This window comes from Kribbella koreensis (assembly GCF_039525325.1).
GTDB lineage: Bacteria > Actinomycetota > Actinomycetes > Propionibacteriales > Kribbellaceae > Kribbella > Kribbella koreensis.
In genome coordinates, this window is the sequence record NZ_BAAAHK010000013.1 from 356,504 (window position 1) to 379,168 (window position 22,665).

A 22,665-nucleotide genomic window follows, 5' to 3' on the forward strand; every position below is an offset into this window, starting at 1 on the left:
TCGTTCGGTGACCCTCGTGGTGGGCACGCTTGCCCGACACGAGACACTTGAGCTGGTATTACCGTCACAAGCCCGTTATCCCGGGCCTGCTGAGCTAGGAGGGACGGGGCGCCTGCCCTGATCATGGACGTGAAGCGCATCTTCCGCGGACCCCTGTTCTGGATCGTCATCGCCTTCTTGGGCGTGCTGGTGATCGGACAGCTCCTGACCGGCTCGACCGGATTCAAGACCGAGCCCACGGGCCAGGTCGTGCAACTGATCCAGCAGGCCACGTCGTCGAGCGACAAGACGATCAAGTCCGTCACGCTGATCGACCCGGATCAGGAGATCCGGATCGAGAAGACCGACGGGACCAAGGTCCGGGCGCACTGGGTCGACGGGCAGGGCAGCACGCTCGGCTCCGACCTGCAGACCCTGTTCCAGAACGGCAAGATCGAGAAGTACGACGTGGAGAACCCGAAGCCGAGCTTCATCGGCCAGGTGTTCTCGACGCTGATCCCGTTCCTGCTGATCGCGGTCGTCTTCATCTTCTTGATGAACTCGATGCAGGGCGGCGGCTCGCGGGTGATGAGCTTCGCCAAGTCCAAGGCCAAGCTGATCACCAAGGACACCCCGAAGACGACCTTCGCGGACGTGGCCGGCTGCGACGAGGCGATCGAGGAGCTCGGCGAGATCAAGGAGTTCCTGCAGGAGCCTGGCAAGTTCCAGGCCGTGGGAGCCAAGATCCCCAAGGGCGTCCTGCTCTACGGCCAGCCGGGTACCGGTAAGACCCTGCTCGCCCGTGCGGTCGCCGGTGAGGCCGGCGTGCCGTTCTACTCGATCTCCGGTTCGGACTTCGTCGAGATGTTCGTCGGTGTCGGTGCGAGCCGGGTCCGCGACCTGTTCGAGACCGCCAAGACCAACGCGCCGGCGATCGTCTTCATCGACGAGATCGACGCCGTCGGCCGGCACCGTGGCGCGGGCCTCGGTGGTGGGCACGACGAGCGCGAGCAGACGCTGAACCAACTGCTGGTCGAGATGGACGGCTTCGACGTCCGCGGCGGCGTGATCCTGATCGCCGCGACCAACCGGCCTGACGTGCTCGACCCGGCGCTGCTGCGCCCGGGCCGCTTCGACCGGCAGATCGCCGTTGACGCGCCGGACCTGCCGGGTCGCGAGAAGATCCTGAAGGTGCATGCCCGCGGCAAGCCGATGTCGGAGAACGCCGACCTGCGCGCGGTCGCCCGCCGTACGCCGGGCTTCACCGGCGCCGACCTGGCCAACGTGCTGAACGAGGCCGCGCTGCTGACGGCCCGGCTGAACAAGCAGCAGATCGACAAGAACGCGCTCGACGAGGCGATCGACCGCGTGATCGCCGGACCGCAGCGCCGGACCCGGTTGATGTCCGACAAGGAGAAGGTGCTGACCGCGTACCACGAGGGCGGACACGCTCTGGTGGCTGCCGCGCTGCCGCACTCCGACCCGGTGCACAAGGTGACGATCCTGCCGCGCGGTCGCGCGCTGGGCTACACGATGGTGCTGCCGGACGAGGACAAGTACTCGACCACCCGGTCGGAGATGCTCGACAAGCTGGCCTACATGCTCGGTGGCCGGGCCGCCGAGGAGATGGTCTTCCACGACCCGACCACGGGCGCGAGCAACGACATCGAGAAGGCGACCGCACTGGCCCGCGCGATGGTCACGCAGTACGGCATGACCGAGCGGCTGGGCGCGATCAAGTTCGGCCAGGACTCCGGCGAGCCGTTCCTGGGCCGCGACCTGGGCAGCCAGCGCAACTACTCCGAGGAGATCGCCGCGGCGGTCGACGAGGAGGTCGGCAAGCTGATCCTGAACGCGCACCAGGAGGCCTTCGACATCCTGGTCGAGAACCGTGCGGTGCTCGACGCGCTGGTCGAGGAGCTGCTCGAGAAGGAGACCCTGGACAAGGGCGAGATCGCCCGGGTCTTCGCGCCGATCCAGAAGCGTGAGCTGCGGCCGGCCTGGACCGGGTCCTCGACCCGGGTCCCGTCCGAGCAGCCGCCGGTGATGCCGCTGCCGCGGGCCGAGCAGAACGGCTCGCTCCAGGACGTCATCCCGGGTGGATCGATCGGACCGGACGAGGCCGCCAAGGGCCCGAACTACGGCGGAGGGCCCACCCCACCCGTGGGTGAGTGACGCCGCGAGGACGAGGTGATGCCCCGGGATCCGTAGTGGATCCCGGGGCATCGCCTATGTTGGCGAAATGACTTCGCCGACCTTCGATCATGCGCGTGCCGAGGCCGCCGTCCGGGAGTTGCTGATCGCGATCGGCGAGGACCCGGACCGGGAAGGGCTGAAGGACACCCCGGCCCGGGTCGCGCGCTCGTACGCCGAGATCACCGCCGGCCTCGGCCAGACCGCCGAGGACGTGCTGCAGACGACGTTCAACCTCGGCCACGACGAGCTGATCCTGGTCAAGGACATCGAGGTCTGGTCGGTCTGTGAGCACCATTTGGTGCCGTTCACCGGGGTGGCCCACGTCGGCTACATCCCCGGTACGGACGGCCGGATCACCGGGCTGTCGAAGCTGGCCCGGCTGGTTGACGTCTACGCGAAGCGGCCGCAGGTGCAGGAACGGCTGACCACCCAGGTCGCCGAGTCGCTGGTGGAGATTCTCCGGCCGCGCGGCGTGATCGTCGTGATCGAGTGCGAGCACCTGTGCATGACGATGCGCGGCGTCCGGAAACCGGGCGCGAAGACGATCACCTCCGCGGTCCGCGGCCAGCTCCGCAACCCGGTCACCCGGGCCGAGGCGATGAGCCTGATCGTCGGCTGACTCGCTGCCCGGGCAGGAAGTTCCCGGAAGCGCGTAGCCCCGGCGGCCGCAGGTTCGTTGAACTTCCGAAGCCGTTTCCCATGGACATTCCGTGTCCGAACGCCTACGGTCCGTAGTGGCGTTCTGACTCGGGTGCAGGGCGCCGGCGTGAGGAGGATTGGATGTCAGGGCGTTTTCGGGTCGGCGCCGCACTCACCGGGATCGTCGTACTGACGGCTGCCGGACTGATCGCGGCGAACGGCGCCCAGGCTGATCAGCACCGGGCCGGTGGCCCCGTCGGAGCCGCCAAGCTCCCGACGGCGGACCAGCAGCTGCTGCAGATTCAGGACCAGGCACAGGCGCTCGACGGCATGCTCGGCTCGCGCGCGATCGGTAGCTACGTCGACGACACCGGGGCCCTGGTGGTCGCGGTGTCCGACGAGGCGACCGCGGCGCTCGTCCGGCAGGCCGGAGCGATCCCCAAGCTCGTCCGCTACACGGCCGAGCAGCTCTTCGCAGTACAGAAGCAGCTCGATCACCTCGCGACCAGTTCGACGGCGGGCCAGGTCAAGTCCTGGTACGTCGATCCGATCAGCGGCACCGTCGTCGTCTCCGTGCCCGAGGGCGTCCGGGACTCGATCACCAAGCGGTTCCTGCGCAAGGCACAGGCCAACGGCGGCAAGGTGACGGTGCGCCGGACCCCTGGCGTCGTCACCACCACGGACGAGCAGTTCGGGCTCCTGGGCGGCTACCAGGTCGACAAGAACACCGGCTACACCTGCTCCCTGGGCTTCAACGCCACCACGAGCGACGGCGGCCGGATCTTCGTCACCGCGGGGCACTGTACGGCGGGCAAGCCGTCCTTCTCCCGCAACGGCTACATCATCGGCAACACCCGCAGCTCCAGCTTCCCCGGCAACGACTTCGGCACGGTCAGCGTGATCGAGGGCTGGGACCAGCAGGGCCGGGTCGAGCGCTGGGGCGCGACCGACGTCCAGGTCCGCGGCACCGCGGACGCGATGGTCGGGTCCGACCTGTGCAAGTCCGGCAAGAGCACCGGCTGGACCTGCGGCAAGATCGTCGCCCGCAACGTGACCGTCAACTACGGCAACAACAAAGTCGTCCGCGGACTGATCGAGCACACCGCGTGCGTCGAGGCCGGTGACTCCGGCGGCGCCAACATGACCGGTGACTACGCGCAGGGAATCACCAGCGGCGCCGCCTTGATCAGCGGGCAGTGCCTCGACAAACATGGACAGCAGAACGAGTCCTACTCACAACCGATCGGTGAGGCGCTGTCCGCTAGCGGCGCCTCGCTGGTACTGGGTTAGCGGCCCCGGGCGGGAGCCCGGAGCCGATGGGGGCCTGGTACCTAGGTGGGGTAGTTCGGGCAAGGCCACTACGGTGGTCGGGTGCGAACTGCCCCACCGAATCAGCTCGAAGGCCTGCCCAGACCGGATCGATGTCTGGTGATGGGCGTCGTCAACGTGACCCCGGACTCGTTCTCCGACGGCGGTGAGTGGTTCGAGCCGTCGGCCGCGATCAAGCACGGCCGCGAGCTGATGGCCGAGGGCGCCGACCTGCTCGACGTGGGCGGTGAGTCGACCCGGCCGGGTGCCGAGCGGCCCGCGCCGGCCGAGGAGATCCGCCGGGTGCTGCCCGTGATCGAGACGCTGGCCGCCGAGGGGGCGCTGATCTCGATCGACACGATGCGTGCCGACGTGGCCGCTTTGGCGCTCGATGCCGGTGCGGTGATGGTCAACGACGTGTCCGGCGGGCTGGCCGACCCCGACATGCTCGGCCTGGTGGCGGAGCGTAGTACGCCGTACGTGTGTATGCATTGGCGTGGGCACTCGGCGCAGATGCAGGAGCGAGCGCAGTACCAGGACGTGGTGGCCGAGGTGATCGCCGAGCTGGCCGCGCGGCTGGAGGCGATCAGCGAGGCTGGAGTGGACTTGAACCAGGTCGCGGTCGACCCCGGGATCGGATTCGCGAAGAACGCGGACCACAACTGGGAGGTGCTTCGGCGGTTGCGCGAGTTCGGCGTACTGGAAAGGCCGTTGCTGATCGGTGCCTCGCGGAAGGCGTTCCTGGGTAGGCTGCTCGCCGACGAGGAGACCGGCGAGCCGAGACCGGCCGTACGACGAGACGACGCGAGCGCGGCCGTCTCCGCCCTCGCCGCCGCGGCCGGAGCCTGGTGTGTCCGGGCTCACGCGGTGGCGCCGAGTGCGGATGCGGTACGGGTGGCGCGCCGGTGGGGAGCGGTATGAGCGAAGAGCCGGACGGTACGCGCCGAGGGACCGCGACCGCGGAGTCCGTGGTGCTGAACGCCAACACGGCGTTCTACAACGCGTTCGAGGCGGGCGACCTGGACCTGATGGCGGCTGTCTGGCTGCCGGAACCCGATCCGGTCTGCATCCATCCGGGCAACGCGGCGATCTACGGGTATCCGGAGATGATGCGGGCCTGGGCGATGATCTTCGCCAATACGCCGTACATCCAGTTCTTCCTGACCGACGTTCAGGTAAGAGTGGATGAAGACGTGGCCTACGTCACGTGTACGGAGAATGTCCTGTCGTCCGGCGAAGGGGCGCCGGAGGAGGGTTTCGCCGGTGGCAAGGCACTGGCCACCAACGTCTTCCGCAAGACGACTTCCGGCTGGCGGTTGTGGATCCACCACGCCTCCCCGGTACTGTCGTCAGGGGGTCGACAAGAGGAGGCAGAGTGAGCGGTCCCGCGCTGCCCCTTGAGGTGCGGCCGCCGGACGTGATCGAGATCCGTGGCATCCGTGGATTCGGCCGGCACGGGGTGTTCGAGCACGAGCGGGCCGACGGGCAGGAATTCGTCGTGGACGTCCGGCTGGAGCTGGACACCCGGCCCGCGGCGGCCTCCGACAAGCTCGCCGACACCGTGAACTACGGTCTGGTGGCCGAGCAGGTGCATGCGGCCATCGAGAGCGACCCGGTGGATCTGATTGAGACACTGGCCCAACGGATCGCGGATCTGTGCCTCGCCGACCGGCGGGTGACGGGTGCCGCGGTCACCATCCACAAACCTTCGGCGCCGATCACGGTGCCGTTCGACGACGTTGTCCTGACCGTGCAGCGCAGAGCCGGAGAATCCTCGTGACTGAGACCCCTAGCCCCTACGTGATCGACGCGGACACCCTGAGCGGTGGCCTCAAGCCGATCCGGCAGGTGATCCTGTCGCTCGGTAGCAATCTCGGAGACCGGGAAGCCAACCTGCAGGGCGGCGTCGACGCGCTGCGGGACACCCCGGACGTGGTCGTCGTGGACGTTTCCCCGGTCTACGAGACCCAGCCGATCGGCCCGGAGGAGTCCGGCCCGTACCTGAACATCGTGCTGCTGGCCGACACCACCTTGTCGGTCGACACGTTGCTGGACCGCGCGCATGCCGTCGAGCAGGCCTTCGGCCGTGAGTACGAGGCACCTGGTGCGCCCCGGACTCTCGACGTCGACCTGATCACCTTCGGCAAGAAGACGATCGAGTCCGAGGAGCTGACCGTGCCGCACCCGCGTGCGCACGAACGCGCCTTCGTGCTCGCGCCCTGGCTGGACATCGAGCCCGACGCGGTCCTGCCCGGCGTGGGCCCGGTGGCCGAGCTGCTCGCCAAGGTGGGCAGCGACGGGGTGAAGAAGCTCGACGATCTCACCATCGAGCTGCAGTAGTGGTGTCGGGCGGTACCGGTCCGAACCGGGCGCCGGGGGCGGGCAAGGAGCCGCCGCGCCCCGGCTCGGTCCGGCCGACGTCGCGCCGGCTGCTGGTCGCGATCGTCGTCCTCGGGGCGGCGATCGGCTGGACCCTGGTCAAGGCGATCGAGTCCGGCGGCGGCGTCGCGCCGACGGTCTCCTGGCTGACGCTGGTCGCCTGGAGCTTCCTGGCCGCGCTGCTGTTCGTCGCAGCCCGCAACACCCATCAGCGGATCCAGGTCCGGCGCGAACGGGTCGAGGCGTCGCGGGCGGTCTTCCTGCTGCTGATCGGCAAAGCCAGCGCGTTCGTCGGCGCGTTGTGTAGCGGTGTTTACGCAGGGTTCGCGTTATCCTTCCTGGGCGCGGTCAGCTCCTCGGGCCCGCGCAACCGTGTGATCACAGCCGGTGCTGCGGCGGTGATCTCTGTGCTGGTCGTCACGGCCGGATTGATGCTCGAACGCGCGTGTCGGATCCCCGATGACCCGGACGAGACCCCCTAACATGTCGGTCCATGGGGTCAAGGGGTAGCCGCCGTCGTACCAGGGCCACGGTTCTCGTGGTCGCCAACGTGCTGCTCGTGATGATCTGCGTCGGCGTCAGCGTCTCCCTGTTCTCGCAGAACCAGTGGATCCTGCGCGCCGCCGCCGTGGCCGCCGTCGCGGTCGCGATCGGCGCCTCCGTCCTGACCCGCCACCAGCTCCTGATCGAACGCCTCGCGCACAGCGACGAACGCGCCCAGGTGGCCCAGGAGTACTCCCGTATCACCAGCGCCCGCGTCGTCGAGAACGCCGAGTTCGTCGATCTGATGCAGCGCCGCCTCGACACCATCGACCAGCGCCTCGACAAGATCGACGAAGAGGTCGCCACGGTCGTCGCCGCCGGCGACAAGCACTCCCACGCCGACGCCCCGACGGTCGTCGACCTCAAGCTCCGAGGCCTGGCAGCTTCCTGACCTCCCTCCCATACTGCTGGGAAGGGGAGGGGTACTCATGGGGTTGGACGCGAATTTCCCGGCAGTGACGATGAACGACCCGCAAGGCACGGTCACCGTCTACAACCAGGACCACGTGCCGATCGGGCATCTGGGCCCATCGCCGTATCAGTCGCCATCGGTGAACGTGGTCTGCCGGACGAAAGCTTGGGACGACGCGTACTGGTATCGGCTGCTGAGTGCGGAGGGTTGGGACTTTCCGGCGACTACGGCCTATGTGTCGGCCGACGAGACGCATGAGTTGAACCCAGGGGTGCCGTACACACCGCCCGACTGCGCCAACGTCGGCTGCGCCCGGAAGGGCGGGCAGGTGGCCGGTGCTGGGTTGCTGGCCATCGGCGCGGTCGCAGCCGCGGCTGCTTGGCGACGGAGGACCGGCCGGAGCTGATCGGCGGCGGTGGGTTTTCGTCGGCGGCAGCGGCGGAGTACGGGTTACTTGTCGATGTCGCCGACGACGAAGAACATGCTGCCGAGGATGGCGATCATGTCGGCGACGATGGTGCCGGGGAGCATCTCGGGGAGGACCGAGATGTTGTTGAAGCTCGCGGAGCGGAGTTTGAGGCGCCACGGGGTTTTGTCGCCGCGGGAGACCAAGTAGTAGCCGTTGATGCCCAGCGGGTTCTCGGTCCAGGTGTAGGTCTGGCCTTCGGGGACCTTGAGGATCTTGGGCAGGCGGACGTTGACCGGGCCGGCCGGCATGGTGCGGAGGCGGTCGAGGCAGGCGTCCACCAGGTCCAGGGAGACTTTCACCTGTTCCAGCAGGACGGAGAAGCGGGAGAAGCAGTCACCGTCGGTGCGGGTGACTACGCGGAGTACGCCGTCGCGCGCGAGCTCCTCATAGGCCAGGTACGGCTCGTCGCGGCGTAGGTCGGCGTCGACTCCCGAGGCGCGCGCGATCGGGCCGGAGACCCCGTACGCCGCGATCAGCTCCGGCGAGAGCCGGCCGACCCCGACCGTCCGGGCCCGGAAGATCTCGTTGCCCAGGACAAGGTTCTCGATGTCGGGCAGCCGGCGCCGTACTGCGGAAGACGCTGCCCCCGCCCGATCCAGCCAGCCGTAGGGGAGGTCCTCCTTCAGCCCGCCGACCCGGTTGAACATGTAGTGCATCCGCCCGCCGGACAGCTCCTCCATCACGGCCTGGATCGTCTCGCGCTCGCGGAAGGCGTAGAAGACCGGCGTGATCGCGCCCAGCTCGAGCGGATACGAGCCGAGGAACATCAGGTGGTTGAGGATCCGGTTCAACTCGGTCAGCAGGGTCCGCAGCCAGACCGCGCGGACCGGGACCTCCAGCCCCATCATCCGCTCCACGGCGAGCACCACGCCGAGCTCGTTGGAGAACGCCGACAGCCAGTCGTGCCGGTTCGCGAGCACGATGATCTGCCGGTAGTCACGGACCTCGAACAGCTTCTCCGCGCCCCGGTGCATGTAGCCGACGATCGGCTCGCAACCGACGATCCGCTCGCCGTCCAGGGTCAGCCGCAACCGCAGTACGCCGTGCGTCGCGGGATGCTGCGGCCCGATGTTGAGCACCATGTCGGTGGTCGGCAGCTCGGACCCCGGATCGGTCCCACCCCGCTCGAAGGCAGCGGCACCGGCCCCGATTCCCACCACACGTTCGGTACTCATGACCCCTATCGTGACAGGCTTAGAGGGTGGACGACCTCTTTGCTCCTTCGGATGTCAGCTGGACGCCGGTCTCGCCCAAGCTTGCGGCGGTACGCCGGGTCAGCGCGGCGATCATGTTCGGCGTACTGGCCGTCGCCGGACTCCTGCTGCTCGGGATGCTGCTGGACTGGCTGTACGGCGTACTGGCGGTGGTGCTCGTCGTGCTCGGCTACCTGTGGGCGTGGGTGCTGATCGGGCGCAACCAGCGGTCCTGGAAGTACGCCGAGCGCGAGGACGAGCTGCTGGTCAGCCACGGGATCATGTTCCGCCAGCTGGTCGTGGTGCCGTACGGGCGGATGCAGTTCGTGGATGTCGCGGCTGGTCCCCTGGAGCGGTCGTTCGGGATCGCAACGGTCGAGCTGCACACGGCGACGCCGGCCACCGACGCGAAGATCCCCGGGCTGCATCCGGACGAGGCGAGCCGGTTGCGTGACCGCCTGTCCGCGCTCGGCCAAGCCCAGGCGTGGGGCCTGTGACCGAGCCGCCGCAGGAACTGACTCAACCTCCGCAGCTGACCGAGGAGGTCATGGGCGCGCGGCTGCATCCGCTGACGCCGTTCGTGAAGGGCTGGGGGTACTTCGTCGTCGCGGCGATCGCGATGGCCAACAACGAGGGCCTGCGGACCAACCTGAAGATCGCCGGGATCGGCCTGGGCGCGGTCCTGGTCGGTGGCATCCTGCTCGGCGCGCTGTCGTGGTGGTTCACCAAGTGGCAGCTCACCGGCGACGCGATCCGGGTCGACAGCGGCTTCCTGTTCCGGCGGACCCGGATCATCCGGTTCGACCGGATCCAGACCATCGACGTCGCGCAGCCGTTCGTCGCCCGGCTGTTCGGGATGGCCGAGCTGCGGATGGATGTGGCCGGCGGCGGCAAGAACGACGGCCGGCTGAGCTACTTCACGTACGACGAGGCGCAGAAGCTGCGCGCGACCCTGCTGGTCCGGGCAAAGGGCGAGCACGCCGTCCAGCAGCACCCGGCCGATGAGGTCGAGCCCGAGCCGCTACTGGTCGTCCCGACCGGACGCCTGCTCGGTGCCACCCTGCTGTCGTCGACAGTGCTCGCCAGTGCCGGTGGTTTGGTCGTGCTGATCGTGTCTGTCACCGTGCTGGATGCGCATGCCGGGCTGTTCGCCGGTCTGCCGCTGCTGCTCGGCGTCGTGCAGCCGATCTGGAAGCAGGTCGTCGGCAACCACGGGTTCACGCTGTCGGAGACGCATGAGGGGCTGCGTACCAAGCGCGGGCTGTTCGACGTACAGCGACAGACAGTGCCGCCGGGACGCGTGCAGGGCCTGCTGATCACCGAGCCGTTGATCTGGCGGCTGCTGGGCTGGTCTCGGGTCGACCTGGACATTGCCGGGGTGGCCGGCTCCAAGGGGGACGGCGAGGACGAGCACGAGGGCTCCCAGCTGTTGCCGGTCGGTCCGCATCAGGAAGTGATCGGGGTGCTGGCGCGGGTGCTGCCCGGCTTCAACCTGTCCGCTGTGCCGATGCATCAGGCGCCGTCGCGAGCGAAGTGGCTGCGGCCGGTCGGCTGGCGGTACCTGGCCTACGGGTTCGACGACCAGGTACTGGTGACCACTCGGGGTTGGGTGAGCCGCCGTACGTCGATCGTGCTCCACCACAAGACCCAGTCGGTCCGGTTGCACCAGGGACCGCTCCAGCGGCGTCTACGGCTCGCCAACGTCCACGTGGACACCCCTGAGGGGCCGACGGACGCTATTGCGCTCCACCGGGACCAGGAGGAGGCTGCGGCGCTGGTGCAGGCTCAGGCGATCAGGGCCCGAGAAGCACGCCGTATTGCGGACTCGATGCCCGCCCAGACCCAGCCGAACGAGCCGAGGCCGGACGGGTTCAACAACTCGGCCGCTTCTCCTGCTGACGACAACTCGGCGAGGTAGCTCAGGGGGTCGGTGCGGGCGAGCTCCTGGCTGGGGCGCACTGCTGAGAGGCCGAGCGCCTGCAGTGCCTCGCGCTGGGTGGTCAGCTCGCCGCCGACCGCGGCAGCAAGGGAGTCGAGGGCTACGTGGGCGGTGATGTCGCAGGAGCCGTCAAGGAGGACCTCGCACTCGCGGCCGGCCCGGAAGCCGGTCAGCGTCCCGTACGGCGGCCGCCCGGCCAGCGTGCCGTGTCGCCCGCCCCGGGAGGCGTCCTCCGGCCGCAGGACGTGGCCGTAGTCGATCGCGAGCGCGATGCCGTCGTCCAGACGGCTTACCACGTCGGCCCAGGCCTCGTCGCGGGTGAGGCCGATCTCGGCTCGGTCACCCGGCGCGCCCATTTCGCTCACTCCGCCGGCCAGCTGCACCTCGCCGAGTGGCCACCACTTCTCCAGCCAGGCCAGGTCGTTGCCTTCGACAACATCGCCCAGGGTCTGGTCGGCCAGCAGGTACCGGGGCACTCCGGCGTCGTCCAGCTCGGCGACCTCGCACGGGATGTTGTCCAGCCACTCGTTGGCGATCACGAGTCCGGTGAGGCGGGGCGGTAGGTCGTCGTCCAGCTCCACGTCGACCACGGTGAGGCTGGCGGCTCGTAGTACGCGGCCTAGTTCGCCTTCGCCGGCACCGATGTCGGTCACCTGCTTCGCGCCGATCTGCTCGGCCAATCGGGCTACTGCTTGGCCGAACAGGGGTGAGGCGTGCACTGAGGTGCGGAAGTGAGCGGCGGGGCGTTCACGGCGGTAGAAGCCGGTGGGGCCGTAGAGGGCCGCCTGCCAGGCCTCGCGGAACCTCACAGCGCAGGATCCCCGCCCAGCGGTACTGAGCCGGTGAGCTGCCAGATGCCGTCGTCGCCTTCGCGCCAGATGGTGAGGTCGTCCAGTCGGACCGCCGGGACCTCCTCAGCCTCAAGGGCAGCTTGGGCCTCGGCGACCAGGCCGGGGCCGCCCCGGTCCGACGAGGAGATCGTCAGGTGGGGATGCGGGTCCGGGAACTGGCCACCATAGGGCGGGCACTCGGGGAAGGCAGCCAGTACGGTCGCCACCAGGTCGTGAACCTGGTCGAAGGGCTCGGGGCGGAGCCAGGTCGTGCCGTTGGGGAACTGCCCGGCCGTCTTGAAACACAGGTCGAACGGCTCGATGTCAACGACTGCGTCCTGCAGCCGCTGTACGTCCTCAGGGGACGGGTCCTGCAACCAGGGCACGAGCACCGTCACATGCGGCGGGACCAGTTCGGTGAGGGCGGCTGTTGGCCGCGCTGAGGAGAAGGAGACCGAGCGCCACCGGTCGGTGAACTCGGTCAGCTCGGGTACCGCGATCAAGATCGCAGTAAGTCCTGTCCGCGCCGCCCAGGGGTCAGGTTGTCCACTCACCGGCCAATAGTCCCACCTGTGACTTAACACTCGACCCAACCCCACAAATGAGCACTACGCTGTCCTGAACCGCATCAATTCGTCTGGTACCTCGGCAGAGGACTGGAACGTACGAGAGTGGACATGGAACGCATCGGCATCATCGGCTCCGGCCGGGCCGGCGCCGCCTTGGGAGCAGCCCTGGCGTCCGTCGGACATCCCGTCACCGGGGTCACAGCACGCTCGCAGGCATCGCTGGATCGCGCCGCGAGGCTCCTTCCGGACGTCCCGATCCTGTCGCCTGCCGAGGTGACGGCTCGCGCGGACGTCGTGCTCGTCGCGGTACCGGACAGTGCGATCAGTGAGGTCGCCCAGAGTCTCCCGCTGACAGCAGAGCAGTACGTCGTCCATCTGTCCGGCGCGCACGGCCTATCCGTCCTGCAGCCGACAGTGGCGATCCCTGTAGCGCTGCACCCGCCCATGACCTTCACTGGCGACCGCCCCGACCTCAGCGCCATCACCTTCACCGCAACTGCGCCCGAAAGGGCAAAGCCGGTAGTGGAGCGACTGGTGAAGGCGCTGGGCGCCGATCTCCAGTGGGTCGCCGAGGACCAGCGCGCCCGCTACCACGCGGGTCTGGTGCACGGGGCGAACCACCTGACCACTCTGCTCGCACAGGCTTTCGCAGTACTACGAGACGCCGGCATCACCGACCCGGCCGCGACACTGCGACCCTTGCTGACCGCAACTCTCGACAACACGCTGCGCTCCGGTCATGATGCGCTCACCGGGCCGATAGCGCGCGGCGACGTCGAGACGGTGGCAGCCCACTTGGCGGTACTCAGGGGGCGCACCGCGAGCACGTACGCCGAGCTGGCCCGGGCGACGGTGGACCTGGCGACGGCGGACGGCCGGCTGGAGCGCAGTACGGCCGATCGGTTCTACGAAGTACTGCAACGAGCAGAGGTGCTTGAGCGGGATCGAACAGGGGAGGCACCACGGTGAGACTCACCCAGACCAAGGCCGAGCTGCGAGCGGCGGCGGCGATCCGGCCGCGGGCGGTCGTGATGACGATGGGCGCGCTGCACGAGGGCCACGCGGCGTTGCTCGCCGAGGCCCGGGAACGGGTCGGTCCGGACGGCAGCGTGGTGCTGACGATCTTCGTGAATCCCTTGCAGTTCGGGCCGTCCGAGGACTTCGACCGGTACCCGCGGACGCTGGCCAGCGACCTGGCGATCGCCAAGAACGAGGGGGTCGACCTGGTCTTCAACCCGTCCCGCGACGAGCTCTACCCGAACGAGCCGTCCATCACCGTGCATCCCGGCCCGCTGGCCGACGAGCTCGAGGGACAGGTCCGGCCGGGGCACTTCACCGGGGTGCTGACGGTGGTGTCGAAGATGCTGCACCTGACCTCGCCCGACCTGGCGCTGTTCGGCGAGAAGGACTACCAGCAGCTCACGCTGATCCGCGAGATGGTCTGCGACCTCGACATGGACGTGGATGTCGTACCGGTGCAGACCGTGCGCGAGCCTGACGGACTAGCGCTGTCCTCACGCAACCGCTACCTGGACGAGACCGAGCGTGACGAGGCACTGGTCCTGTACCGCGCCCTGACCGCCGGTGCGAAGGCCGGGATGAACGGGCCGGACGCAGTACTGGCTGCTGCTCATGCCGAGCTGGAGGCGGTCCCGTCGGTGCAGATCGACTATCTAGCGCTCAGGGCACCAGACCTGGGCCCAGTGATCGGCCCCGGTGAGGCCCGCATGCTCATAGCGGCCCGCGTAGGTAGTACTCGTCTCATTGACAACATTTCCATCACGCTCCGGTGAAATCGATTGATACCGTCGCGGGATGACTGCTCCTGCTGTGCCGCAGCGGTTGGCTGCGCCTGAACCCGGTTGGACCGACACGGTCGACGTGGTGGTGATCGGCTCGGGGATAGCGGGGCTGACGGCCGCCCTGAGGGCTCGTGAGCTCGGTTCGGTGCTGGTGGTGACGAAGGACGTCGTCGCCTCCGGGTCGACCCAGTGGGCGCAGGGCGGGATCGCTGCGGCGCTCAGCCCGGAGGACTCGCCAGAGGACCACTTGAACGACACCCTGGTCGCCGGGGCCGGGCTGTCGGACCCAGAGGCCGTCCGGGTGCTGGTGACCGAGGGTCCGGAGGCAGTACGGGACCTGATCGACCTGGGAGCCGTATTCGACACCGGTGCCGGGGGAGGCCTGTCACTGACCCGCGAGGGCGGCCACCACCGCAACCGGATCGCGCATGCGGGTGGTGACGCCACCGGTGCGGAGATCGAGCGCGCACTGGTCGCTGCGGTGAAGCGGGCACCGGACATCCGGATCATCGAGCACGCGCTGGTACTTGACCTGCTGCTCTCTGACGATGGCGCGGTTGCCGGGGTCACGCTGCACGTCATGGGCGAGGGACAGCTGGACGGCGTCGGCGCGATCCGCAGCCGCGCAGTGATCCTCGCCTCGGGCGGACTAGGCCAGCTGTACGCCGCGACGACCAACCCCAGTGTTTCGACCGGTGACGGTATGGCGCTCGCCCTGCGGGCCGGTGCGAAGGTGCGCGACCTCGAGTTCATCCAGTTCCACCCGACCGTGCTGTGGCTCGGCAAGGGCGCCAAAGGCCAGCAGCCGTTGGTCTCCGAGGCTGTCCGCGGCGAGGGCGCGTTCCTGGTCGACCACGAGGGCAAGCGGTTCATGCAGGGTCAGCACGAGCTGGCCGACCTGGCCCCGCGCGACGTCGTGGCGAAGGCGATCATGCGCCAGATGCTTGCCTCGGGCAAGGATCACATGTTCCTCGACGCCCGCGGCTTCGGCGACGAGAAGTGGCGGGTGCGCTTCCCGACCATCCTCGCCTCCTGCCGCTCGCACGGCATCGACCCGGTGCACGAGCTGATCCCGGTCGCGCCGGCCTGCCACTACTCGTCCGGAGGGGTCTGGACGGATCTGCACGGCCAGACCTCGGTGCCCGGCTTGTACGCCTGTGGCGAGGTGGCCTGCACCGGCGTACACGGTGCGAACCGGCTCGCCTCCAACTCGCTTCTCGAAGGTCTCGTCTTCGCCCGGCGGATCGCTGCGTCGCTTGCCGAGCACTTGCCGGTACTACGTGAGCCGGCCCCCGATCACCGCGTTCCCGGGCTGGTTGCGGCGGACGTAGTACCGGAGTTGCAGCGCGTGATGACCGTCGGCGCCGGGGTGATCAGAAGCGCTGGCGGACTGTCGGAGGCTGGTGACAGACTCGCCAAGCTGATCGAGCAGCCGGCCGAGCAGCCTGGAACTCCCGATTGGGAAGCGACGAACCTGGCCACGGTGGCCTCCGCGCTGATCGAGGCGGCGACCACCCGGGAGGAGAGCCGCGGCTCGCACTGGCGGGAGGACCACCCGGATCGCGACGACGAGCACTGGTCGGGCAGTCTGGACCTGACGCTGCCGGCCGAGGATGATTCGGCACGGCCTGCCGCGACGTTCGTGGCGCAAGCAGCACCTGAGGGGAACAAGTAATGGATGACACGCTCGACAAGCAATGGGTCGAGGACCTCGTCCGGGCCACCATCGAGGAGGACCTGGCGGGCGGGGTCGACGTGACCACCACCGCCACGGTCGAGGCGGACCAGGTCTCGGTCGCCGAGTTCGTGGCCCGGGCCGACGGTGTCGTGGCCGGCCTGGAGATCGCCGAACTGGTGGTGCGGCTGATCGCGGGCAAGGACGAGGTCGAGATCGAGCACTCCGTCGTGGACGGCGCGCAGGTCAAGGCGGGCGCGGTGCTGATGACCGTGCGCGGCAAGACCCGGCAGCTGCTCACGGCCGAGCGCACTGCGCTCAACCTGCTCTGCCACCTCTCGGGTGTGGCCACGCTGACCAGTCGCTGGGTCGAGGCCGTTGCCGGCACCGGGGCGATCATCCGGGACACCCGCAAGACGATGCCGCTGCTGCGCCAGCTGGAGAAGTACGCGGTCCGCTGCGGCGGCGGGCAGAACCACCGGATGGCGTTGTCGGACGCGGCTCTGATCAAAGATAACCACGTGATCGCCGCCGGCGGGGTCGCGGAGGCGTTCCGGCTGGTCCGCAAGGCCTATCCGGATCTGTCCGTCGAGGTCGAGGTGGACACCGTCGAGGACGCGATCATCGCGGTGGAGTCCGGGGCCGAGCTGGTCCTGCTCGACAACATGCCGATCGCGGTACTACGTGAGGCCGTCGAGAAGGTGGCCGGCCGGGCTCGTCTCGAGGCGTCGGGCGGGCTGACGCTCGAGGTGGCTCGCGAGGTCGCCGAGACCGGCGTCGACTTCCTCGCGGTCGGCGCACTGACCCATTCGGCCCCCGTGCTGGACATCGCGATGGATCTCCAGGCTGCCTGATGTTGCTCGCCGTTGCCGTTGAGAACACCAGAACTCTGGTCGGCCTGATCTTCGAGGGCACGGTCAAGCGCCACTGGTGGGTGGGGACGGATCCACGCCGTACTGCGGACGAGTGGGCCGTCCTGCTCGAAGGGCTGCTCGCCGGCGAGTCCCCGGTGTCGGGGGTGGCGGTGTGTTCCGCAGTACCGCATGTGCTGCACGAGTTGCGGGATGTTGTCGCTCGGTACTACCACGAAGTACCGAGCGTCGTCGTCGAGCCCGGTGTGAAGACCGGCCTGCCGGTGCTCGTCGACAACCCGCGTGAGGTCGGCACCGACCGCATCGCCAACGCACTGGCCGCCGTCAACCGGTACGGCGCTCCCTGCATCGTCGCCGACTTCGGTACCGCGACCACCGTCGATGTCGTCAACGCCAATGGCGCCTTCATCGGCGGGGCGATCGCGCCCGGGATCGAGACCGCCGTCGACGCCCTCGGCGCCTCCGCGGCCCAACTGCGCCGGATCGAGCTCGTCCGGCCGCGCTCGGTCGTCGCCAAGAACACCGTCGAAGCGCTGCAATCAGGTGCCGTCTTCGGCTTCGCGTCGCTCGTCGACGGGCTGATCACCCGGATCATCGCGGAGCAGGGCTTCGACCAGGTGACCGTGGTCGCCACGGGCGCCCTGGCACCGCTGATCGTCGGGGAGTCGAGCCAGATCCAGCACCACGAGCCCTTCCTGACCCTGCACGGCCTGCACCAGGCCTTCACGCGCAACCACTGAGAGCTACCCTTAACTCACGGCGCAAGGCTCTTGAATACTGCCTGTCACAGGATCACGATGTGATCAGCGACACCTGGGCGGGGAGGCCCGGGGCCACAGGGCATCGTGGTCGCAACACGCGGGTCGCGTGGTCCGGGGGAGGATCATGAAATCCACTTATCGCGCCCTCGCGAATCTGATCGCGCTCGGCGTCCTGATCCAGGTGATGGCGATCGGGCTGGCCTGGTTCACGGCTCTCAAGGACGTGGACGACGGCCTGGTGATCGACAAGAACTACGACGGCAACTTCGGCCACCAGCTGCACGGCATCGTCGGCTCGATGGTGATCCCGCTGCTGGCGATCCTGCTCCTGATCGTGTCCTTCTTCGCCCGGGTCGATGCCGGGATCAAATGGGCGCTGATCGTGTTCGGCCTGGTCGCGCTGCAGATCGCGCTGGCCTTCGCGTCCTTCTCGGTACCGGTGATCGGAGCGCTGCACGCCGCGAACGCGGTGGCGCTGGCCGGCGTCGCGGGGATCGCCGCCAGACGAGCGGCACCCAGCCAGCAGAAGGTCGGCACCGAGGCGACCATCTAGATGAAGCATCGCCGCACCGTGGTCGCGATCGCGGCCACGCTGGTGGTGCTTGCCCCGATCGGGTGGTTCTGGCAGCAGAGCCTGGTGCCGGACGGCCTGTCGGCGATGGACATGGGGTACGCCGACTACGGCGGCGGACCCGCGATGCCGGCTGGGCACCACCATGGCAGCAGCGTGGCGGAGCTCAAGCCGGCCGCCGATCGGGCCGCCGACGTGTCGGTCCGGCTGGTCGCCCGCAAGGAGCGCTTCGACATCCCCGGCCGCGGCCCGATGGACGGCTACACGCTCAACCACACCTCGCCCGGTCCACAGATCAACGCGAAACAAGGCGACCTGATCGAGGTCACCCTGGTCAACGAGTCCGTGCCGGACGGTATGACGCTGCACTGGCACGGGGTCGACGTACCGGCTGCCGAGGATGGGGTCGCCGGGATCACGCAGGACGCGGTCCAGCCGGGGCAGACGTTCACCTACCGGTTCGTGGCGGTCGATGCGGGCACGTACTGGTACCACTCGCACCAGTTGTCGCATGAGCAGGTGAAGAAGGGCCTGTACGGCGTACTGGTCATCTCACCCGGTACTACCGACGTAGTGGCCGCCGTGCACACCTACGACAAGGTCCGAACCGTCAACGGCGGCTACGGCGAGCGCCGAGTCGCCGCAACTGGCACTGTGCGGCTAAGGCTGATCAACACCGACAACGGCCCGATGGCGGCTTGGGTAGACGGCACCGGGTACCGAGTAGTCGCAGTAGACGGCACTGCGGTCAACGACCCACCCCCTGTCGAAGGCAAGTCGGTCCTGGTCACCGCAGGCGGCCGCATCGACCTGGAACTCACCCTGCCACCCGGCAAGGCAGTCCGCATCGGCCTAGGCGGCGGCCCGACCACCCTGGTCATCGGCGACGGCGATGCCCCCACCGCCCCCGAACCCAAAGACCGAGTCGACCTCCTCACCTACGGCAAACCAGCCGCCCTGCCCTTCGACCCCGCGAAGGCGACCCGCCACTTCAACTACACCATCGGCCGCCGCCCAGGCTTCTTCAACGGCAAACCCGGCCTCTGGTGGACCATCAACGGCCACCAGTACCCCAAGGTCCCCATGTTCATGGTCACCGAAGGCGACCTGGTCACCATGACCGTCAAGAACACCTCCGGCCAAGTCCACCCCATGCACCTACACGGCCACCACGTCCTGGTCCTGACCCGCAACGGCGCCCAAGCCACCGGCAGCCCCTGGTGGACCGACTCCCTCAACGTAGAAGACAACGAGACCTACGAGATCGCCTTCCTCGCCGACAACCCAGGCATCTGGATGGACCACTGCCACAACCTCCCCCACGCTTCGCAGGGGCTGGTCACCCACTTGATGTACGAAGGTGTGACGACGCCTTTCCATCTCGACGGCCCCACCGGCAACCAACCGGAGTAGGTCAGTCGATGGGACGGCCTACCGAGAGCTTTTCGGCGAGGCCGGCGGGGAGTTGGGTTTTGAAGGTCGGGTCTGGGGTGGTGCCGGTGGCGTCGAGGGTTTTGGAGAAGAAGGAGCGGGCGGCGGCTGCCAGGGAGACGTCGAGGATGTCGTCGTCGGACAGGCCGAGCGCGCGGAGGTCGTCGATGTCGGTCTGGGTGACGGTGTCGGCGGCCAGGGCTACCTTGCGGGCGAAGGCCATGACGGCGCGGTCGACGGGGTCGGGGGCGGGGGAGTCGACCAGGGCCGCGACTTCGTCGGGGGTGAAGAACTTCTCGGCCAGGACCTGGCCGTGGGCGAGGCTGCAGTAGCTGGATCTCAGGGCCGTCGCGGCGGCCAGGGTCGCCAGTTCGTAGCGGCGGAGGTCCATGGAGGCCTTGATCGCGCCGTTGAGTTGCTTCCAGGCCTCGTAGACGTCGGGGCGGGAGGCGAAGGTCTTGACGAAGTTCGGGATGTGGCCGGCCGGGGCGCGGTTGTCGTCCAGGAAGCCGGGTGGTGGTGTGGACGGATTGATGAATGCCATCTGAGTTCCCCCTCGGATCTGACTTACCAAGTTAGCTGAAGGACCAGCCGGACCAGGTCTCGATGGCGACGGTGATGACGGGGCCGCGCGGGGGATCGGTGCGGTACTGCGGGTACTTCGCCGCGAGCAGCTCCAGAGCCGCTGGGTTTTCCAAGTCGACCCGGGCGTGGCCGTCGGCTCTGACCCACCAGAGTCGGCTCCAGTCGGCGTCGTACCGGTCGCAGAGCAGGGCGACCTGGGGGTTGGCGGAGATGTTGCGGAGCCGGCGCAGGTCGGTGGTCGACTTGGGTTTCTGGTCGACGGCGATCACGACCAGGTCCGGGTCGGCAGAGACCGCGAAAACGACCGGTACGAGATGCGGCCGGAGCGGGTCGCCCGGGCTGATACTGGCCAGGTAGGCGTGATCGGCGGTGGTGAACCGTTCGCGGCAGCTGTCCGCACTCAGTCGCACGCTGCCGACCCTACTGCCGCAATCCGGGTTGGGGCCGGTAGGTATGGTCTACGCGACCGTCCACGAGTTTGGGTGAGGCCAGATGGTGAGGTTCCGCAGCGTCTTGTCGGCCGCCCTGGCGACCGTCATCGGCGCGACCCTGCTGACCGCATGCTCGTCGGATCCGGTACCGACGAAGGTGACCGTCGCGTGGGCCGACAGCACCCGGCAAGAGGTGAAGGTCAGCTGGGCCGACTCCGACGCCCCGAACCGGATCACCATCGAGGGCGTGCTCAGCACCAGCCCGTCGTACGTGAAGTTCGTCGCCGCGGACGCCCCCAACACCTGGGCGATCCCGGTCTCGGCCTTCCCGCCGGACGGCAATTACAAGGTGTCCGTCGGTATCGGTACGTCGACCGGCGGCATGTCCAGCAAGCTCGCCAGCTCCCCGGTCTTCGACACCAGCGGACCGGTCCGCCCGAGTGGCGCGTCCGCGACCCCGACCGGCAAGGGCGACGTCCTGATCCGCTGGACGGTCCCGCCGACGCCCGAGGACTTCAGCCCCCACGACCCACTCGACGTGCCGGCCAAGACCCAGCTGTACGTGCCCGTCGTCGGCCGCCCAGGCCAACCCCTGCGCACCGCTGGACCGGGCACCACCTCGATGCGTCAGGTCGTCAAGGACCTCAAGCCGCCGTACCTCTTCCAGCTGCGCGCCCAGAACGAGTGGTCGACCGCCGTCGGTGGCCAGATCTCGGCCCGAAGCAGCACGACCGAAGCCTCGATCCCCGCCGCCGCGCAGTACGGTCTGCCGATCAGGATCCGTGGCCGGTCGATCCTCCAGGAGGTCGTCTGCGCCGACGAAGGTAGTTGCGTGCAGCAACGAACGACGATGTCCGGGCTGCCCGTGGTGCTGCTGACCCAGGTGACGCCGCACGGGCGCTGGACACCGGCCGGCCGCGGCAAGACCACCTCCGGCGGGCACTACGAGATCCCGGTCGTGACGAGCGCCAGCCGGCCGTACAAGGTGATGACGCAGGACTACAGCGAGATCGGCTCGGTCGCCTCGCAGTCGACCAGCAAGGCGCGGCTGACCCAGACCGTCACCCGGATCCAGACGACCGGCTTCCTCGGCGGCGCGATGAAGAAGCGCGGCGAGACGGTGACCGCGATCGTCGTGGTCAGGCCGGCCATGAACACCGTGGTGACGTTCCAGTCCTGGAACAAGGTGACCAGGCACTGGGCCGGCCTCCGCGTCCCGATGCGACGCGGCACCGCGGTGGTCGCCTTCAAGGTCACCCAGCCCGGCATCTTCGCCTACCGCTTCGTGATCCCCAAGGCGATGTCGCTGGGCCGCCCGCTGCTCGGCAAGACGACCCAGACGCTGGCTCTAAGCGTCCGCTGACTCGGCCGGTACTACGTCCGCGTCGCCGGCGGCCACTGCCGGCTTGGCCTCGTGCACCGCGTTGCGCCGCTTGCGGATCTTGTAGACCGCGTACGCCACGACGAGCGCGGCGCCGATCACCACCAGCGCCCAGACCGAGACCTCGCCGAAGATCTTGTCCGCGTTGTCGCCGATCTTGTACGCGACCACGCCGATCGTGGTCGACCAGGCGATGCCACCGGCCGCGTTGGCGGCCAGGAACCGCGGATAGTGCATCCGCAACATGCCTGCCATCGGCCCGGCGAAGATCCGCAGCAGCGCGACGAACCGGCCGAAGAAGACCGTCCAGACGCCGTACTTGTGGAAGTACTTCTCCGCCTTGACGATGCGTTCCTCGGAGAAGTGGTGGAACCGCCGGCCGAGTCGCTCGAACAGCCCGCGACCGGCCTTCCGGCCGATGAAGTACCCGATCGAGTCGCCGATGATCGCGCCGGCCGCGGCCGCGGCGATCACGAAGACGATGTTCAGGTCGTGTTGCGACGCCAGCAGCGCGGCGGCGATCAGCGTCGTCTCGCCGGGCAGTGGCACCCCCATCGACTCGACCCCGATCACCAGGCCGACCACCAGATAGGCGAGGATCGCGACCCCGCCGGTCGGGATCGCGATCGCCAGCGCATGCAATGTCGTTGCCCCCATACCCCCATCCTGGCACCGCGGAGCAAGCGAATAGCTGATCTGT

25 protein-coding genes and 1 pseudogene are annotated in these 22,665 nt (G+C 68.5%); 20 read left to right on the forward strand and 6 right to left on the reverse strand.

Annotated features, from left to right (window positions below):
- Nucleotides 1–123 precede the first annotated feature (123 nt).
- The 10 genes from ftsH to ABD116_RS25930 all read left to right on the forward strand — a co-directional run bounded on the left by ftsH (nt 124) and on the right by ABD116_RS25930 (nt 7,862).
- The gene (gene ftsH, locus ABD116_RS25885) at nt 124–2,154 is read left to right on the forward strand and encodes an ATP-dependent zinc metalloprotease FtsH (protein WP_343975422.1); all 2,031 of its coding nucleotides are present in this window, start codon (nt 124–126) and stop codon (nt 2,152–2,154) included.
- Nucleotides 2,155–2,221: 67 nt separating this feature from the next.
- Nucleotides 2,222–2,794, forward strand: coding sequence for a GTP cyclohydrolase I FolE (gene folE / locus ABD116_RS25890; protein WP_343975425.1), 573 nt, complete (start codon nt 2,222–2,224; stop codon nt 2,792–2,794).
- Between the two features lie 161 nt (nt 2,795–2,955).
- The gene (locus ABD116_RS25895) at nt 2,956–4,104 is read left to right on the forward strand and encodes a S1 family peptidase (RefSeq protein WP_343975427.1); all 1,149 of its coding nucleotides are present in this window, start codon (nt 2,956–2,958) and stop codon (nt 4,102–4,104) included.
- 141 nt (nt 4,105–4,245) lie between these two features.
- Nucleotides 4,246–5,043 (forward strand): dihydropteroate synthase, encoded by a 798-nt coding sequence (gene folP / locus ABD116_RS25900; protein ID WP_343976828.1) that lies wholly within the window; start codon nt 4,246–4,248, stop codon nt 5,041–5,043.
- Nucleotides 5,040–5,501, forward strand: a complete 462-nt coding sequence (locus ABD116_RS25905) for a nuclear transport factor 2 family protein (protein WP_343975429.1) — start codon at nt 5,040–5,042, stop codon at nt 5,499–5,501. Before folP ends, ABD116_RS25905 begins: the two co-directional genes overlap by 4 nt.
- On the forward strand, nt 5,498–5,902 hold the full coding sequence (gene folB, locus ABD116_RS25910; RefSeq protein ID WP_343975432.1) for a dihydroneopterin aldolase: 405 nt from the start codon (nt 5,498–5,500) through the stop codon (nt 5,900–5,902). The genes ABD116_RS25905 and folB overlap by 4 nt, the downstream gene beginning before the upstream one ends.
- Nucleotides 5,899–6,462: a 2-amino-4-hydroxy-6-hydroxymethyldihydropteridine diphosphokinase gene (gene folK, locus ABD116_RS25915; RefSeq protein WP_343975435.1), complete on the forward strand. Its 564-nt coding sequence runs from the start codon at nt 5,899–5,901 to the stop codon at nt 6,460–6,462. The genes folB and folK overlap by 4 nt, the downstream gene beginning before the upstream one ends.
- 2 nt (nt 6,463–6,464) lie before the next feature.
- On the forward strand, nt 6,465–6,983 hold the full coding sequence (locus ABD116_RS25920; RefSeq protein WP_343975438.1) for a DUF3180 domain-containing protein: 519 nt from the start codon (nt 6,465–6,467) through the stop codon (nt 6,981–6,983).
- Between the two features lie 11 nt (nt 6,984–6,994).
- Nucleotides 6,995–7,435, forward strand: a complete 441-nt coding sequence (locus ABD116_RS25925) for a hypothetical protein (protein WP_343975441.1) — start codon at nt 6,995–6,997, stop codon at nt 7,433–7,435.
- A gap of 37 nt (nt 7,436–7,472) precedes the next feature.
- A complete protein-coding gene (locus ABD116_RS25930) occupies nt 7,473–7,862 on the forward strand; it encodes a hypothetical protein (RefSeq protein WP_343975444.1) in 390 nt (129 codons plus the stop codon).
- 44 nt (nt 7,863–7,906) lie between these two features.
- Here the strand turns inward: ABD116_RS25930 and ABD116_RS25935 are convergent, their stop codons facing one another.
- Nucleotides 7,907–9,100, reverse strand: a complete 1,194-nt coding sequence (locus ABD116_RS25935) for an NADH-quinone oxidoreductase subunit D (protein WP_343975447.1) — start codon at nt 9,098–9,100, stop codon at nt 7,907–7,909.
- 26 nt (nt 9,101–9,126) lie between these two features.
- Between ABD116_RS25935 and ABD116_RS25940 the strand changes: the two genes are divergently transcribed.
- On the forward strand, nt 9,127–9,615 hold the full coding sequence (locus ABD116_RS25940) for a PH domain-containing protein (RefSeq protein ID WP_343975450.1): 489 nt from the start codon (nt 9,127–9,129) through the stop codon (nt 9,613–9,615).
- Nucleotides 9,612–11,036 carry a PH domain-containing protein gene (locus ABD116_RS25945; RefSeq protein WP_425552146.1) on the forward strand — a complete coding sequence of 475 codons (1,425 nt, stop codon included), beginning with the start codon at nt 9,612–9,614 and terminating at the stop codon, nt 11,034–11,036. The genes ABD116_RS25940 and ABD116_RS25945 overlap by 4 nt, the downstream gene beginning before the upstream one ends.
- Before the next feature lie 101 nt (nt 11,037–11,137).
- Here ABD116_RS25945 and ABD116_RS25950 read toward each other — a convergent pair.
- Nucleotides 11,138–11,866, reverse strand: a pseudogene (locus ABD116_RS25950) (SAM-dependent methyltransferase); the annotation flags it as partial.
- The gene (locus ABD116_RS25955; protein ID WP_343975456.1) at nt 11,863–12,441 is read right to left on the reverse strand and encodes a 2'-5' RNA ligase family protein; all 579 of its coding nucleotides are present in this window, start codon (nt 12,439–12,441) and stop codon (nt 11,863–11,865) included. The gene ABD116_RS25955 and the pseudogene ABD116_RS25950, both read right to left, overlap by 4 nt.
- Nucleotides 12,442–12,564: 123 nt before the next feature.
- On the opposite strand from ABD116_RS25955, the gene ABD116_RS25960 reads away from it, so the two are divergent.
- The 7 genes from ABD116_RS25960 (at nt 12,565) to ABD116_RS25990 (ending at nt 19,550) form a co-directional block, all read left to right on the forward strand.
- The gene (locus ABD116_RS25960) at nt 12,565–13,425 is read left to right on the forward strand and encodes a Rossmann-like and DUF2520 domain-containing protein (protein ID WP_343976831.1); all 861 of its coding nucleotides are present in this window, start codon (nt 12,565–12,567) and stop codon (nt 13,423–13,425) included.
- Nucleotides 13,422–14,249 (forward strand): pantoate--beta-alanine ligase, encoded by an 828-nt coding sequence (gene panC / locus ABD116_RS25965; protein WP_343975458.1) that lies wholly within the window; start codon nt 13,422–13,424, stop codon nt 14,247–14,249. The genes ABD116_RS25960 and panC overlap by 4 nt, the downstream gene beginning before the upstream one ends.
- Nucleotides 14,250–14,271: 22 nt before the next feature.
- Nucleotides 14,272–15,933: an L-aspartate oxidase gene (locus ABD116_RS25970; RefSeq protein WP_343975461.1), complete on the forward strand. Its 1,662-nt coding sequence runs from the start codon at nt 14,272–14,274 to the stop codon at nt 15,931–15,933.
- Nucleotides 15,933–16,787 carry a carboxylating nicotinate-nucleotide diphosphorylase gene (nadC, locus tag ABD116_RS25975; RefSeq protein ID WP_343975464.1) on the forward strand — a complete coding sequence of 285 codons (855 nt, stop codon included), beginning with the start codon at nt 15,933–15,935 and terminating at the stop codon, nt 16,785–16,787. The genes ABD116_RS25970 and nadC overlap by 1 nt, the downstream gene beginning before the upstream one ends.
- The gene (locus ABD116_RS25980) at nt 16,787–17,545 is read left to right on the forward strand and encodes a type III pantothenate kinase (RefSeq protein WP_343975466.1); all 759 of its coding nucleotides are present in this window, start codon (nt 16,787–16,789) and stop codon (nt 17,543–17,545) included. Before nadC ends, ABD116_RS25980 begins: the two co-directional genes overlap by 1 nt.
- A 145-nt stretch (nt 17,546–17,690) precedes the next feature.
- On the forward strand, nt 17,691–18,119 hold the full coding sequence (locus ABD116_RS25985; protein WP_343975469.1) for a hypothetical protein: 429 nt from the start codon (nt 17,691–17,693) through the stop codon (nt 18,117–18,119).
- On the forward strand, nt 18,120–19,550 hold the full coding sequence (locus ABD116_RS25990) for a multicopper oxidase family protein (RefSeq protein WP_343975472.1): 1,431 nt from the start codon (nt 18,120–18,122) through the stop codon (nt 19,548–19,550).
- Nucleotide 19,551: 1 nt separating this feature from the next.
- Here the strand turns inward: ABD116_RS25990 and ABD116_RS25995 are convergent, their stop codons facing one another.
- Together ABD116_RS25995 and ABD116_RS26000 are read right to left on the reverse strand one after the other, a co-directional pair.
- Entirely contained in the window at nt 19,552–20,112 is a 561-nt protein-coding gene (locus ABD116_RS25995) for a carboxymuconolactone decarboxylase family protein (protein ID WP_343975475.1), read from the reverse strand.
- 31 nt (nt 20,113–20,143) lie between these two features.
- The gene (locus ABD116_RS26000) at nt 20,144–20,563 is read right to left on the reverse strand and encodes a TIGR03668 family PPOX class F420-dependent oxidoreductase (RefSeq protein ID WP_343975478.1); all 420 of its coding nucleotides are present in this window, start codon (nt 20,561–20,563) and stop codon (nt 20,144–20,146) included.
- Nucleotides 20,564–20,645: 82 nt separating this feature from the next.
- Between ABD116_RS26000 and ABD116_RS26005 the strand changes: the two genes are divergently transcribed.
- Nucleotides 20,646–21,947 (forward strand): hypothetical protein, encoded by a 1,302-nt coding sequence (locus tag ABD116_RS26005; protein ID WP_343975481.1) that lies wholly within the window; start codon nt 20,646–20,648, stop codon nt 21,945–21,947.
- Here the strand turns inward: ABD116_RS26005 and ABD116_RS26010 are convergent.
- Complete coding sequence (locus ABD116_RS26010; RefSeq protein ID WP_343975484.1) at nt 21,933–22,622, reverse strand: DedA family protein; 690 nt, start codon at nt 22,620–22,622, stop codon at nt 21,933–21,935. The two genes, ABD116_RS26005 and ABD116_RS26010, sit on opposite strands and share 15 nt — an antisense overlap.
- Nucleotides 22,623–22,665: the final 43 nt, after the last annotated feature.

Bases quoted from the DNA above. Each gene is read 5' to 3' on its own strand.
- ftsH (WP_343975422.1), top strand. From the start codon at position 124: ATGGACGTGAAGCGCATCTTCCGCGGACCCCTGTTCTGGATCGTCATC.
- folE (WP_343975425.1), top strand. From the start codon at position 2,222: ATGACTTCGCCGACCTTCGATCATGCGCGTGCCGAGGCCGCCGTCCGG.
- ABD116_RS25895 (WP_343975427.1), top strand. From the start codon at position 2,956: ATGTCAGGGCGTTTTCGGGTCGGCGCCGCACTCACCGGGATCGTCGTA.
- folP (WP_343976828.1), top strand. From the start codon at position 4,246: ATGGGCGTCGTCAACGTGACCCCGGACTCGTTCTCCGACGGCGGTGAG.
- ABD116_RS25905 (WP_343975429.1), top strand. From the start codon at position 5,040: ATGAGCGAAGAGCCGGACGGTACGCGCCGAGGGACCGCGACCGCGGAG.
- ABD116_RS25925 (WP_343975441.1), top strand. From the start codon at position 6,995: ATGGGGTCAAGGGGTAGCCGCCGTCGTACCAGGGCCACGGTTCTCGTG.
- ABD116_RS25930 (WP_343975444.1), top strand. From the start codon at position 7,473: ATGGGGTTGGACGCGAATTTCCCGGCAGTGACGATGAACGACCCGCAA.
- ABD116_RS25935 (WP_343975447.1), bottom strand. From the start codon at position 9,100: ATGAGTACCGAACGTGTGGTGGGAATCGGGGCCGGTGCCGCTGCCTTC.
- ABD116_RS25960 (WP_343976831.1), top strand. From the start codon at position 12,565: ATGGAACGCATCGGCATCATCGGCTCCGGCCGGGCCGGCGCCGCCTTG.
- ABD116_RS25970 (WP_343975461.1), top strand. From the start codon at position 14,272: ATGACTGCTCCTGCTGTGCCGCAGCGGTTGGCTGCGCCTGAACCCGGT.
- nadC (WP_343975464.1), top strand. From the start codon at position 15,933: ATGGATGACACGCTCGACAAGCAATGGGTCGAGGACCTCGTCCGGGCC.
- ABD116_RS25980 (WP_343975466.1), top strand. From the start codon at position 16,787: ATGTTGCTCGCCGTTGCCGTTGAGAACACCAGAACTCTGGTCGGCCTG.
- ABD116_RS25985 (WP_343975469.1), top strand. From the start codon at position 17,691: ATGAAATCCACTTATCGCGCCCTCGCGAATCTGATCGCGCTCGGCGTC.
- ABD116_RS25990 (WP_343975472.1), top strand. From the start codon at position 18,120: ATGAAGCATCGCCGCACCGTGGTCGCGATCGCGGCCACGCTGGTGGTG.
- ABD116_RS25995 (WP_343975475.1), bottom strand. From the start codon at position 20,112: ATGGCATTCATCAATCCGTCCACACCACCACCCGGCTTCCTGGACGAC.
- ABD116_RS26005 (WP_343975481.1), top strand. From the start codon at position 20,646: ATGGTGAGGTTCCGCAGCGTCTTGTCGGCCGCCCTGGCGACCGTCATC.
- ABD116_RS26010 (WP_343975484.1), bottom strand. From the start codon at position 22,622: ATGGGGGCAACGACATTGCATGCGCTGGCGATCGCGATCCCGACCGGC.